This is a genomic window from Aeromonas sp. R4-1, from assembly GCF_040908325.1.
Taxonomy (GTDB): domain Bacteria; phylum Pseudomonadota; class Gammaproteobacteria; order Enterobacterales; family Aeromonadaceae; genus Aeromonas; species Aeromonas veronii.
The window spans coordinates 158,569-171,567 of record NZ_JBFODM010000060.1; the positions used below are offsets into that span (position 1 = coordinate 158,569).

The 12,999-nt window shown below is 59.4% G+C and carries 10 protein-coding genes and 1 tRNA gene; 8 read left to right on the forward strand and 3 right to left on the reverse strand.

The features are described 5' to 3' along the window. Nucleotides 1-423: 423 nt before the first annotated feature. The 5 genes from yjeM to AB5Y90_RS10360 all read left to right on the forward strand — a co-directional run bounded on the left by yjeM (nt 424) and on the right by AB5Y90_RS10360 (nt 7,345). Nucleotides 424-1,890: a glutamate/gamma-aminobutyrate family transporter YjeM gene (yjeM, locus tag AB5Y90_RS10340; RefSeq protein ID WP_368166850.1), complete on the forward strand. Its 1,467-nt coding sequence runs from the start codon at nt 424-426 to the stop codon at nt 1,888-1,890. A gap of 259 nt (nt 1,891-2,149) precedes the next feature. Further along, nucleotides 2,150-3,061 (forward strand): D-alanyl-D-alanine endopeptidase, encoded by a 912-nt coding sequence (pbpG, locus tag AB5Y90_RS10345; protein WP_101530538.1) that lies wholly within the window; start codon nt 2,150-2,152, stop codon nt 3,059-3,061. 223 nt (nt 3,062-3,284) lie between these two features. Next, nucleotides 3,285-4,322 carry an acyltransferase gene (locus AB5Y90_RS10350; protein WP_307896050.1) on the forward strand — a complete coding sequence of 346 codons (1,038 nt, stop codon included), beginning with the start codon at nt 3,285-3,287 and terminating at the stop codon, nt 4,320-4,322. Between the two features lie 293 nt (nt 4,323-4,615). Beyond that, nucleotides 4,616-6,658, forward strand: a complete 2,043-nt coding sequence (locus AB5Y90_RS10355; protein ID WP_307896049.1) for a TonB-dependent siderophore receptor — start codon at nt 4,616-4,618, stop codon at nt 6,656-6,658. A 21-nt stretch (nt 6,659-6,679) separates the two neighbouring features. After that, nucleotides 6,680-7,345, forward strand: a complete 666-nt coding sequence (locus AB5Y90_RS10360) for a PepSY-associated TM helix domain-containing protein (protein WP_368166862.1) — start codon at nt 6,680-6,682, stop codon at nt 7,343-7,345. 236 nt (nt 7,346-7,581) lie between these two features. Here AB5Y90_RS10360 and AB5Y90_RS10365 read toward each other — a convergent pair. After that, nucleotides 7,582-7,667: transfer RNA gene (locus AB5Y90_RS10365), tRNA-Leu, on the reverse strand. Between the two features lie 143 nt (nt 7,668-7,810). On the opposite strand from AB5Y90_RS10365, the gene AB5Y90_RS10370 reads away from it, so the two are divergent. Beyond that, complete coding sequence (locus AB5Y90_RS10370) at nt 7,811-8,344, forward strand: RDD family protein (RefSeq protein ID WP_042053459.1); 534 nt, start codon at nt 7,811-7,813, stop codon at nt 8,342-8,344. Nucleotides 8,345-8,418: 74 nt separating this feature from the next. Here the strand turns inward: AB5Y90_RS10370 and lptG are convergent, their stop codons facing one another. Together lptG and lptF are read right to left on the reverse strand one after the other, a co-directional pair. Next, nucleotides 8,419-9,489: an LPS export ABC transporter permease LptG gene (lptG, locus tag AB5Y90_RS10375; RefSeq protein ID WP_005355217.1), complete on the reverse strand. Its 1,071-nt coding sequence runs from the start codon at nt 9,487-9,489 to the stop codon at nt 8,419-8,421. A 25-nt stretch (nt 9,490-9,514) separates the two neighbouring features. After that, nucleotides 9,515-10,627 carry an LPS export ABC transporter permease LptF gene (gene lptF, locus AB5Y90_RS10380; protein WP_043821844.1) on the reverse strand — a complete coding sequence of 371 codons (1,113 nt, stop codon included), beginning with the start codon at nt 10,625-10,627 and terminating at the stop codon, nt 9,515-9,517. Nucleotides 10,628-10,799: 172 nt separating this feature from the next. Between lptF and pepA the strand changes: the two genes are divergently transcribed. After that, entirely contained in the window at nt 10,800-12,308 is a 1,509-nt protein-coding gene (gene pepA / locus AB5Y90_RS10385) for a leucyl aminopeptidase (RefSeq protein ID WP_005336423.1), read from the forward strand. A gap of 174 nt (nt 12,309-12,482) precedes the next feature. After that, the gene (locus tag AB5Y90_RS10390) at nt 12,483-12,938 is read left to right on the forward strand and encodes a DNA polymerase III subunit chi (RefSeq protein WP_150995509.1); all 456 of its coding nucleotides are present in this window, start codon (nt 12,483-12,485) and stop codon (nt 12,936-12,938) included. Nucleotides 12,939-12,999: the final 61 nt, after the last annotated feature.

A 12,999-nucleotide genomic window follows, 5' to 3' on the forward strand; every position in this document is an offset into this window, starting at 1 on the left:
TTGGTGCGTATTTATCAGGCAGGATGGCGTAATTCACTCCGCCAAATATGCCGAATACCAATAATGGAAATAAGTCTCGGCCCGGGCGTAAATGTTTACATCCGCAACGTATCAATTAACTGGCAGGTCTGTTTATTTCAACCTCAGCTTCATTCGGGAAACTTACCTGCCCATCAGCATTAATGATAAAATCGTTCACAGTTAATTTTCGGCAACGCTGACCAATACCGCGCATGGCACAGACCATGCCGCTCCGCCCATACATTCATTGACCGCCTGACGGGTAAGCCAGCCCGGTCAGAGATGACCCGATCGCGCCCGCCACAGCAGGATGGCATGGCGCTACCGCGTTATTAATGGGCCCAGTTTCGTCTGTTTAATTTTTGATTATTTTAAATCCAGCACCATCAGGGAGTTTTTAATATGTCGGCAAAAAAGCTGAAGTTGGGCGCCTTTATATTGATGATATTAACATCGGTATTTGGCGTCACTAATATCGGGATCGGTTTTTACCGAATGGGATATGCCGCCATTCCGATGTTCGTGATCGGCGGTCTGTTTTTCTTCATCCCGTTCATTTTGATGATGATTGAGTTTGGTACCGGCTTTCGCAAAGAGGCGGGCGGTATCTTTACCTGGATGCGCCACTCGGTCTCGACCCGATTCGCCTTTATCGGTCTGACCATGTGGTTCGCCTCCTACGTCATCTGGATGTTTGGCAAGGCGCTCTCCATGTGGGTGCCCCTCTCCTTCATGCTGTTTGGCCGCGACATCACCGTCATCCCGGTCACCCTGAGCACCGGCATCGACTTCGGCCCCTTTATTCTGGGCGTGGTCGCCATTGCGCTGGTTGCCACCGTCACCAAGCTCATCACTCTGGGTAGCGCCCGCTTCGCTAAAGTGGCGGCCATCGGCGGTCTCTCCGTGGTGGCACTCAACGTGTTGCTGCTGGTCGGCGGCGTCTTCACCTTCGCGGTGAGCGGCATGACTCTGCAGGAGCCCTTCACCCAGGCATCGCTGACGGCGTCTCCCAATGCCGCTTTCAACGACATCATCCCCTTCCTCGGCTTTATGGTGTTCGCAATCTTCGCCTACGGCGGGGTCGAGGCGATGGCCGGGGTGGCTGACGAGCTGGAAGATCCCGAGCGCGACCTCAAGCGCGGCATCTTCCTCTCCGGCGCCTTCATCGTGCTCTGCTACATCATCGGCTTTCTGGCGGTCGGCTCCATCATGCGCTGGAGCGACTTCCCGGCCGAGGGGATCACCTCTCTCTCCGCCCTCTTCATCATCATGCTGGAGCTGGGGCGCCATCTCGGTGGCGAGTGGCTGGGCCAGATCTTCATGCGTTTTGCCGGTCTTGGCATGTTCCTGAGCTATCTGGGCGCCTTTATTGCCCTCTCCTACGCGCCGCTGCGCCAGTTTATCACCGGCACCCCCAGCTACTTCTGGCCGGAGCGTTTCCAGCGCGAGAACGAGAATGGCGTGCGCATTGAAGCCCTCAAGGTGCAAGCCTGCGTGGTCTGTCTGTTCATTGCCGCCAAGTCCATCTTCACCCTGATCAACCCGGAAGGGGCCGCCGCCCTCTATGAGCTGATCATCACCATGACCAACGTCGGCATGACCCTGCCCTACATGTTCCTCATCTACGCCTGGTATCGCTATCGCAACAACCCGGCGCTGGACAAGGACCTGATCTTCTTCAAGAGCACCGGCTCGGTACTGCTGGCCACCAGCATCAGCCTGATCCTAGTCGCCTTCGGCAACGTCTTTACCGTGGTGGCCCCCTTTATCTCCGGCGATATCTCCACCGGCGTCTGGACCATCATTGGCCCGCTGCTGTTCGTGGTGATCGCCATGCGCTTCAAGATCAAGCAGGAAGATACCCACTAAACGGCAAGCAATGCTCCATGCCTATCGGGACCGTTTTGGTCCCGATTTTTTTAGCGCCGGCTTCCGCTCGCCATCACGGCCAGTCCATAGTTTCAATGTAAAAAAAGACTCCATAGAGACCTCCTTTACGCTCTCCTCGCCGTCAGAGCGCGCTCAACGCCGTAAATTATCAATATCAAGGTGAGAATGATTGTGAAGCGCCAGTTCACGACATATAACTTAGCGAGATATCCCTGTATTTCGTCCGGTAGAGCTGATCATGATGATGCGTTCCCTCCTTCCCCTGTTGCTTGGCGCAGTAATGCTGCCGGCCACTATGGACAGTGCCCATGCCAACCCCTTTTCCGCCAGCAGCAAGAGCAGCAGCGGCTTTCTCGAGCGACGGGATGTGCCCAACCTCAGCTCGGCCGCTTTCGTGGTGGCCAACCACAGAACCGGCGAGGTGATCTCCGAGCGCAACGGCAACCGGGTAATGCCCATCGCCTCACTCACCAAGCTGATGACGGCGCTGGTGGTGCTGGATGCCAACCTGCGCCTCAACGAAATGCTCACCGTGACCAATGCCGACATCGACCGCATCAAGGGAACCGGCTCGCGCCTGGCCATCGGTTCTAGGCTCAGTCGCGCCGAAATGCTCCATATCGCCCTGATGTCCTCTGAAAACCGCGCCGCCTCGGCGCTGGCCCGCCACTATCCCGGCGGCCAGCGTGCCTTTGTCGAGGCGATGAACGCCAAAGCCCGCATGCTGGGGATGTGGAATACCCGCTACGCCGACAGCACAGGGCTCAACCCGCGCAATGTCTCCACCGCGCAGGATCTCGCCAAACTCGCCGCCGCAGCCGCCTCCTATCCGCTGATCCGCCAGTACTCCACCGACGAGCAGAGTTATGTGCGCACCAACAAGCGTCAGCTGCACTACCTCAACTCCAACCGGCTGATCCGCGAAGGGCAATGGGAGTTCACCCTCTCCAAGACCGGCTATATCCGCGAAGCGGGCCGCTGTCTGGTGCTGGGCACCAAGGTCAATCGCGAGCCGGTGATCATGGTGCTGCTCAATGCCGAGACCACCAACGATAGGGTCGCCGATGCCAAGCGGATCAAAACCTGGCTGGAGAGCTCGGGCAGAACCACCCTAGCAGCCAACCAGAGCAGCATACTGACTCACCAGTAAGCTCGAGATCCCCAACCAAGCGAGGCACCTGCCTCGCTTTTTTTATCTGCATGAGCGCGCCCAAAAAATGGGATCCAGTTCCCGCTACAGGTAACACCTTCCGCCATCCCGTTACAAAACGTAACTACTCAACAGCGTGATTCACACTAATAGAATCAATTGGTTGTAAGTTTTCGGCAAGAATTTTAGCGTGCCATCACAACCCCTGTAACGACGAGCCACCATGCGTATTTCCAGTATCGAGTGCGGGCGGGTACTGGCCATTCTGGCCGTGATGACTATTCACGTCTCCCCCTTCGCCAATCCGTTCAATCCCGCCCTGTGGGGAAGTGGATCCTGGCTCTGGCTGAGCGGCACCATCAACCAGCTATGCCGCTTTGCCGTGCCGCTGTTTTTCCTCTGTGCCGGTTACTTTCTGCAGCCGAGACTGAGTCGCGAGGCGCCGCTGACCGTGGCCTGGCGCTACTGCCGCCCCTTGCTGATGCTCTGGCTGGTGTGGAGTCTGGTCTACCTGCTGGTGCCGTTCAATCCGCTTGATGCCGTGCAGCAAGGCTATCTGGCCTCCCTGCGCGGGCAGTGGCAATTCCAGCTCGGCGACCCCCTCAATGACTGGCTGGTGGGCGGCATGATTCACCTCTGGTTCCTGCCAGCCCTGATCATGGCGGTGACCCTGCTGGCACTCTGCTACCGGCTTGGCAGACCAGCGCTCGCCCTCTGGCTGGGTCTTGGCCTCTACCTGCTGGCGCTGCTGGGGGGCTCCTATGCCAAGCCGCTGCTGGGTGCCGAGTGGCCACTGCTCACCCGTAACGGCCCCTTCTTCTCCCTGCTGTTTGTGGCGCTTGGTGCCCTGCTGCGCCAGCGTCAGTGGCAGCCGGATATCCGCACCGGCTGGCAACTGCTGCTGGCTGGGGTGACGCTCTATGGCTGTGAAGCCTGGGCGCTGCAGCACTTTGCCGCAGTGCCGCTCACCCGCCACGACTTCCTGCTCGGCTCCCTTCCCTGGGCTATCGGCCTGTTTGGCCTGCTGCTGGCCAACCCCGAGTGGGGCAAGGGCAGCTGGCTTGAACGCCAGGCCCCCAAAGTGCTCGGGATCTACTGCCTGCACATGATGCTGGTGGTCTGGCTCTTCGTGTTCGGCCCGCAGGGCGCATCCATCCTGTGGGAGATTGCCAAAGTGCCGCTGCTGCTGGGATCGTCTCTGCTGGCCTATCGCCTGCTGGCGACCCAGCCCCTCACCCGCCGACTGCTGCGTACCCACTGAACCCTCCATCCGGCCCGACATATCGGGCCGGATATCGCTTCACATTTCGCACCTTTCTCTTCCGCTACGCCCTTTTTCCCTTGCTCCGTTCGCGCGGTTTGCTGCAATGGCTCTGCTTTTCAGCCGAGCTCCCCCGACCGCACAACCCTCCTCCAATGCCCCTATCCATTTTCACCTTGCCAGACAAATGAAAATCAATATCATTGGCATCCCGCTTTGACGGGTCAGGCTAATTATAATTAAATCAATATGTTCGAGCCGTCAGGTCGACATCCAAAGAGTCAATATTGAATATGCAGCACCCTCACTTTCGCAGAACGCTGGTCTCGCTGGCACTGCTGGGCACCGGCTTCACTGCCCAGGCCACCGATGAAACCATGACTGTGGTTGGCAAACGCTCCCAGCATCAGGAAGTTGCCACCGCTACCCGGACCAATACGCCAGCCAAGCTGGTGCCCCAGACCATCGACAGCGTCAAGGTCAGCGAGCTGACCGCCTTCGGCCAACCGACGCTGAGTGAAGCCCTGAGCGGCATTCCCGGGGTCAACGCCAGCGGTGATACCCGCTTCGACGGGGTCAATATCCGCGGCTTCAGCGCCAGCAACGACTTCTATCTCGACGGATTCCGCGACGACATGCAGTACACCCGGGATCTCGGCAACATCGAGCGGGTGGAAGTGCTCAAGGGCCCGGCTGCCGTGCTCTACGGCCGCGGTAGCACGGGGGGCATCGTCAACCGGGTCAGCAAAAAGCCGCAAAAAGGGCAGGAGTCCAGCGTCACCGCCCGGGTCGGCAGCTTTGACAGTCAGCGACTGGCCGCCGACCTCAATGGCGAGGCGAGTGAGCAGGTGCAACTGCGCCTCAACATGGCGCAAGAGGACAAAGATAGCTTCCGCAACGGCGTGAAGAGCAAGCGCACCCTGCTGGCCCCCTCCGCCAACTGGGAGATCAGCGACAACCTCAACTGGCTGGTGCAGTACGAGCGCAACGAACATGACCGCACCCCGGATCGCGGCATTCCCGGGGTCAATGGCCGTCCGGCCGATGTGCCGCGAGAGTATGTCTACAGCGATACCAGCCGCGACTTCATCGATGACGTGGCACAATCCACCCGCTCACGCCTCTCCTGGGATATCAACGATCAGTGGCAGTTGCGCCAGCAGCTCGGTTACTCCACCCTCGACAGCCAGTTTGACAACACCTATGTCACCAGCGTCAAAGGGGATCAGGTGACCCGCTCCCGCTGGCAGCAGGATCTGAAAGCGAAGAACCTGATCAGCAACACCGAGGCAGAAGGTCTGTTCCAGACCGGCCCGGTGGAACATCGCCTGCTGGCCGGCTTCGAGCAGAACTGGCAGGAGCGCACACCCAAGCTCTACCAGAACGCCACCGCCATTCCGTCTGGCAATCTCTACGACCCGGGCTCACTGCCTACCTACAATGGCGCCATGAAGCTCTCCAGCGACGCCAAACACAAGGTGCGCGGCAATGGCCTCTATCTGCAGGATCAGCTCAGCCTGGGTGACTGGCATCTGGTTGGCGGGCTGCGCCGTGACGACTTCACCGTCACCAGTCGCCGCTACGACCTCAACAAGGAGGAGAGCGTCTCGGTCAACAGCCTGAGCCCGCGCCTCGGTCTGGTGTGGAATCCCCTCGAGGATCACGCCTTCTACACCTCCTACAGCAAGACCTTCACTCCAGTGGGCGGCGAGCTGATCGGCATCACCCCGGGTGACAAGAACAACGGGCTGGAACCCCAGCACACCCGCCTCTACGAGGGGGGTGTGAAGAGTGACTGGCTGAACGGCAAGCTGGCGACCACGATCTCCCTCTATCGACTGGAGATGTACAACAAGCGCACCAAGGATCCGCTGGATCCCACCAAGGTGATCCTCACCGGCCTGCAGCGTACCGAGGGGGTCGAGCTGAGCGCCCGTGCCGAGCTGACCGACGAGATCTACCTGCGTGGCGGCTTCGCCATTCAGGATGCGGAGCAGGTCAAGGCGGATGCGGATCTGCAGGGCAAGCGCCCGATGAACGTCTCCCGCCAGAATGGCCAGTTCTATCTCGGCTACAAGAGTGGCGAGCAAGGCTGGTTCGGTGAAACCGGCGTAACGGCGGTGGGCGATCGCTTCGCCGACAACGCCAACACCACCACACTGCCCGGTTACGCCCGCTTCGATGCGCGCGCCGGTTATCGCTGGCAGCAGTGGGAAGCCGAGCTGAGCGCCGAAAACCTGACCGACCACGAGTACTTCGTCAGCGCCACCAGTGCCAACCAGATCATGCCGGGCACACCCCGTCAGCTGAGTCTGACCGGAACCTACCGTTTCTGATCTCTGTGACAACCACCCCGACTGGCCAGCCCTTGCTGGCCAGTTTTTTATGAAGCAACCACGATGAAACGCAGAAGAGTTCCCCTTCACAACAACAAATGGGTACGCCGCCTCCATGCCTGGGCCGGTTTTTTTACCCTCGTCCTGATGCTGATGTACGGCATCACCGGCCTCTGGCTGCAACACCGTGCCGTGTTGCCCATCCCCGGCCCCCACACCGACAAATCGAGTGAAGAGATAGTGCTCAAGGCACCGCTCACCAGCCCGGAGCAGCTGAAAAGCCTGCTGCAACAGCGCTATCCCGATACCTTTACCGACGGGCGAACCATGATCACCCCGGCCCAGACCCTGCCCACCCCGAACGGCCCGCTCACCCTGCCCGCCAAGTGGGAAATGCGCGGCGTCACCCTCAGCCAGAGCGTGGCCGCCAGCTATGTCGAGGGGACCTTGCTGGTACGTACCGACCTGCAACTGGCCAACTTTGCCGCCAGCCTCAACCGGCTGCACCGCGGCATGGGCACCGGCCTCGGCTGGCAGCTGTTTGGCGATATCGCCGCCCTGGCCCTGCTGCTGCTGGCCCTTACCAGCCTGTTTATGTGGACCAAGCTGCACGGCACACCCAGAGCCATCATCGCGCTGACACTCGCTGGCAGCCTCGGCACCCTGCTGTTTGCCCTGCTGGGGTAACGCAGCAATCATGTTCTGATGCAGCAAGGTTTGGAAAGAAAACCGCAATAGAAACAGGCCGCTGGCGGTGATGCCGGCGGCCACATCAAGAAAAGGAAATAACGGAGAGCGGGAAAAGAGAAGGGATACCAAGAGGTAACGGGAAGTACTGCCAGCTCAACAGTAACGCTCCAATGTGCAGGAACGCTAAAAAACAAAAGGCCATCATTGCTGATGGCCTTTTGTCATGAATTTGATGGTGCCCGGGGTCGGACTCGAACCGACACGGTTATTCACCGGCGGATTTTGAATCCGCTGCGTCTACCGATTTCGCCACCCGGGCAACTGCGAGGGATTATACGAATGGCGCGATGCCATGCAAGGTGTTTTTCGATTGAACACTCCCGTTTGTTCATTTATTCAACGCCTTGCCGATGCAGGGCCAGTTACATAGAATGCCGCCATCATCTTAATGGAATAAAAACGATGGCCAAGCCTAAAAAAGTCCAACAAAAATCCCCCTCTCCCGCCACTCAGCCATACCCGTCAGCGGGTCTGATGCGTCGCCTCGGCGCCCTCATCTATGATGCGCTGGTGGTGACTTCGCTGCTGATCATCGCTGGCTTCATCGGCATGGGTGTCGCCAAGCTGTTGCTGGTCACCGGCATGGCCAGCGTACCGGCGGGTGAAGATACCGTCTGGTTGCTGACCCGCCACCACCTGAGCCTGATCTACACCCTGTGGCTCGCCTTCGTCATCTGCGGTTTCTACACCTGGTTCTGGACCCGCGCTGGCCAGACCGTCGGCATGCGCGCCTGGCGGCTGCGCATTCAGAACGAGGATGGCAGCCACATCCGCGTTACCCAGGCGCTGATCCGTCTCGCTACCGCCGCCTTTGGTCTGGGCAACCTGATGTGCCTGTTCAACCGCCAGCGTCCGCGGGCGTTTCAGGATATCTGGGCCGAGTGCGAAGTGATTGTGCTGAGCAAGCAGGAAAATCTGGAATTGTTGAACAAGTAATCCCGGATCAATGCAGCAACGAAAGAGGGCACCAACAGGTGCCCTCTTTGCATTTCCTCATAACCTCGTGCGGATTACTGCTTGCGGCTGAGGATGTAGAAGGAGATACCGCCAAACAGCAGGCTGGGCGCGATAGCCGCCAGAATCGGCGGTACCGCATAGACCAGACTGATGGGGCCAAACACCCGATCACTCACATAGACGGCGAAGCCGGTCATGATCCCCATCAGCATCCGTGCCCCCATGCTCACCGAGCGTAGCGGGCCGAAGATGAAGGAGGATGCCAGCAGGATCATCGCCACCACCGAGAGCGGTGACAGCAGTTTGCGCCACATCTCCAGCTTGTAGCGACCGGCATCCTGCTTGTTGGCATCGAGATAGCCGATGTAGTCGAGCAGACCGGAGACCGAGAGGTTCTCGGGGTCGATACTTACCACCCCCAGCTGCTTGGGCGTCAGCTCCGAGCTCCACTCCATCTTGTCATGCTGCTCGCTGCGGATCTGCGCGGGATCGTCGAAGCGGGTAACCTGGGTCTGCTTGAGCAGCCAGTGGTGGCGCTCGAACACCCCCTCCTGCGCCTGCACCACGTCGATCAGCTTGCGCTCGGGGGTGAAGCGATAGAGGGTGATGCCGGTGAGGGCGCCATCGTTACGCACCCCGTTGATATTGACGAAGTTGTTGCCATCGCGAGCCCACACCCCGTAGGCGGAAACCGTCAGACGACCTTCGGACAGCGCGCCCGCCTTGATGTCATCGGCCATCCGCTTGGCGATGGGGGCCACATATTCCCCCATCAGCCCCACCATGATCATCAGCGGGATCGCCGTCTTGAGCGCCGCCATTACAATACTGATCTTGGAGCGACCCGCCGCCTGCATCACCACCAGCTCGGAGCTGGTCGCCAGCTGACCCAGACCAATCAGGCCACCCAGCAGCGCGGCCAGCGGGAAGAAGAGCACCGCCTCCTTGGGCATGGAGAGCAGTACATAGTAGAGGGCGTTGATCATGTCGTAGTTGCCGTCACCGACCGACTTGAGCTGCTCCACATATTTGATGAGCCCCGCCAGACCAACCAGCGTGATTTCACACAGCAGGATCGACATAAAGATGACCCTACCGATATATCTATCGAGAATGCCAAACATCAGCAGAAGTTCCTATGTTGCAGCATCATGCTGATTTTCTGTTGAAATAGCGCCCTTTCACCCCGTTCCACCAGCTGGTGCCCTGCAGATTGAGGGGCAGGCCGATAAACAGCAGGTAACCGAGCGGCACCAGGAACATCCCCGGCCAGTAGGGCAGCCGACCGCTGTCGATGGCCGAACGGGCGGCGCTGAGCAGCAGGAAGTAGGAGAGATAGAGCATGATGGCCGGCAACAGCTTGGCGTAGCGCCCCTGACGGGGGTTGACCCGCGCCAGCGGTACCACCAGCAGGGTGAGCACCGGAATGGAGAGGGGCAGCGAGATACGCCACTGCAATTCCGCCATCATGGCGTTGTCCTGGGTACCGAACAGTTCCATGGTCGGCTTGGCCGCCGCCTTGCGGTTGGAACGCTCCATCTCCTGCTGGCGGATCACCAGACCATATTCGCGAAAATCGGAGATCTGGAACTGCTTGCCGGAGAAGTTCCCCTCGTAGCGGGAGCCATCCATCAGGGTCAGCCACTGCAGACCGTTCTCATCGACCGTCACCACCCCTTCGGTCGCCACCACCACCGAGGGAGGATTGTTCCCCTCCGCCCGCTGCAGCACGAAGATCTTTTGCAGTTTTGAGCCGTTGTCGTTCAAATCCTGGATATAGGCAACCAGACGCCCCTTGTCGAGCTCCATAAAGCGGCCCGCCTGCAGGAAGGAGATACCCGGATCCGCCTTGAACTCGTCGATCACCTGATACTCGCGCTCCTTGGCCTGCGGGGCGATCCAGCCGGTGTTGAACGCCGCGACCACCGCCGTCAGCAAGGCCAGCAACATGGCGCTGCGCATCACAAAACGGTGGCTGAAGCCGACCGCATGCATCACCGTCATCTCGCTTTCGGCGTAGAGGCGACCATGGGCAAACAAAATGGCTAAAAAAAGACTGATAGGCAGCATCAACAGCGCCATATTGGGCAAGTTGAGCAGCAGCAGGGTGGAGACCAGACGTGTCGGCACCTCGCCATCGGCGGCGTCACCGATGATCTTGATAAATTGTTGGCTGACAAAGATAAGCAGCAATACGAATAACACTGCCAGCTGGGTTTTCAGGGTTTCCCTGAACAAATATCGGAAAACGATCACAGTCATTCCCAAGTAAACTTGTGTTTTTAGTCGAATGCCTGAAAAATAGGGCCGTATATTGGATTTTTACCAGTTTGAACTGCGGAGCCTGTGGCTGTTCGCTCCGCCTCTGATACCCCAACAAGCACCGCATTATTCAATAAAAGGTGCCTTTTGTCTTTAGGATGTAGGAGATTCCATGGAGTTCAGTGTAAAGAGTGGCAGTCCAGAGAAGCAACGGAGCGCCTGCGTCGTAGTCGGCGTATTTGAGCCTCGTCGCCTCTCTCCGGTTGCCGAACAACTGGACAAGATCAGCGATGGCTATATCAGTTCGCTGCTGCGCCGTGGCGACCTGGAAGGGAAACCAGGCCAGATGCTGCTGCTGCATCAAGTACCGGGCGTGCTCAGCGAGCGCGTACTGCTGGTCGGATGCGGCAAGGAGCGGGAACTCGACGAACGCCAGTACAAGCAGATCATCAACAAGACCATCACCACCCTGAACGAAACCGGCTCCATGGAAGCGGTCTGCTTCCTCACCGAGCTGCACGTCAAGGGTCGGGATACCTATTGGAAGGTGCGCCAGGCGGTAGAAACCACCAAGGCGGGCCTCTACAGCTTCGATCAGTTCAAGACCAACAAGGCCGAGCCACGTCGCCCGCTGCGCAAGCTGGTATTCAACGTGCCGACGCGTCGGGAACTGACCATTGGTGAAAAAGCCATCGCTCACGGTCTGGCCGTGGCCAAGGGTGTGCGGGTCTGCCGCGACGTGGCGAACATGCCGCCCAACGTCTGCAACCCGGCCTATCTGGCCTCCCAGGCCCGTCGTCTGGCCGATGCCTACGACAACATCACCACCAAGGTGGTGGGCGAGCAGGAGATGGCCGAACTCGGCATGAACTCCTATCTGGCGGTGGCCCGCGGCTCCGACAACGAAGCTATGATGGCCATCATCGAATACAAGGGTCATCCGGATGCCAAGCCCATCGTGCTGGTCGGCAAGGGTCTGACCTTTGACTCCGGTGGAATCTCCATCAAACCGGCCGACGGCATGGACGAGATGAAGTACGACATGGGTGGCGCCGCCTCCGTGCTCGGTACCATGCATGCGCTGGCCCAGCTGCAACTGCCGATCAACGTCATCGGCGTGCTGGCAGGCTGCGAGAACATGCCGGGTGGCAACGCCTATCGCCCGGGTGACATCCTTACCTCCATGTCCGGCCAGACCATCGAAGTGCTCAACACCGATGCGGAAGGTCGTCTGGTGCTGTGTGATGCACTGACCTATGTGGACCGCTTCGATCCGGAAACCGTGATCGACGTGGCGACCCTGACCGGTGCCTGCGTCATCGCGCTGGGCCACCACACCTCGGGTCTGCTGGCCAACCACAACCCGCTGGCCCACGAGCTGCTCAACGCCTCCGAGCAGGCGGGTGATCGCGCCTGGCGTCTGCCGCTGTTTGACGAGTATCAGGAGCAGATCGACAGCCCGTTCGCCGACATGGCCAACATCGGCGGTCGTCCGGCCGGTACTATCACCGCGGCCGCCTTCCTGTCACGCTTCACCAAGAAGTACAACTGGGCCCACCTGGATATCGCCGGGACCGCCTGGAAGAGTGGCAAGGATAAAGGCTCTACCGGTCGTCCGGTGCCCCTGCTGACCCAGTTCCTGCTGAACCGGGCTGGCGTGGATATCGAAGAGAAAGAGTAACTCTCCGGCCCCTGCCGATGGCTGCATCGGAAGGGTTGGCGTTACCCTGAACCACAAGGAAGAGGCCCGCCTCTTCCTTGTTTCATTCTTGAATCAGTGAGCTGCGGACGGGAAACGCCCCGTCAGCCTCATGAGGCGGTCAACAGTCCGTCACCGCAAAACGGGATCAACCTGATGAGCCAAGTGACCTTTTACCTGATGAGCGAACAGGATGACGCGCAGGCCTCCGCCGTCGAGCGACTGGCCTGCACTCTCGCGGCCGAGTCGTGGGGGGCGGGCCATATCTACCTGTTCTGCAACGATGAGGCCCAGGCCCTGCGTCTGGACGAACTGTTGTGGCAATTGCCGCCGGAGCGCTTTGTGCCGCACCAGTTGCAGGGCGAAAGCGGCATGGCCCCGGTGGAGATCGGCTATCAGCCACCGAAACGGCGCTACGCCCGCCTCATCAATCTGGCCACTGCGACACCTTTGTTTGCAGGACACTTCGCTCAAGTGGTAGATTTTGTCCCCACTGACGAAACACAAAAGCAGCAAGCTCGCGAGCGCTACAAGCACTATCGCCAGGCAGGCCATGCCCTCGAAATGAGGGATCAGCCCGTCCTTGCCGCACCGGATCCGGCGCAGCCCTGACTGCAACCAATTGATCCATAAAGAATCAACACCAGACTCCATCCATCCAGATTACGGCGAG

Coding starts and splice junctions, on each gene's coding strand:
- pepA (WP_005336423.1), top strand. CDS start 10,800: ATGGAGTTCAGTGTAAAGAGTGGCAGTCCAGAGAAGCAACGGAGCGCC.
- pbpG (WP_101530538.1), top strand. CDS start 2,150: ATGATGATGCGTTCCCTCCTTCCCCTGTTGCTTGGCGCAGTAATGCTG.
- lptG (WP_005355217.1), bottom strand. CDS start 9,489: ATGTTTGGCATTCTCGATAGATATATCGGTAGGGTCATCTTTATGTCG.
- AB5Y90_RS10390 (WP_150995509.1), top strand. CDS start 12,483: ATGAGCCAAGTGACCTTTTACCTGATGAGCGAACAGGATGACGCGCAG.
- yjeM (WP_368166850.1), top strand. CDS start 424: ATGTCGGCAAAAAAGCTGAAGTTGGGCGCCTTTATATTGATGATATTA.
- AB5Y90_RS10370 (WP_042053459.1), top strand. CDS start 7,811: ATGGCCAAGCCTAAAAAAGTCCAACAAAAATCCCCCTCTCCCGCCACT.
- AB5Y90_RS10350 (WP_307896050.1), top strand. CDS start 3,285: ATGCGTATTTCCAGTATCGAGTGCGGGCGGGTACTGGCCATTCTGGCC.
- lptF (WP_043821844.1), bottom strand. CDS start 10,627: ATGACTGTGATCGTTTTCCGATATTTGTTCAGGGAAACCCTGAAAACC.
- AB5Y90_RS10355 (WP_307896049.1), top strand. CDS start 4,616: ATGCAGCACCCTCACTTTCGCAGAACGCTGGTCTCGCTGGCACTGCTG.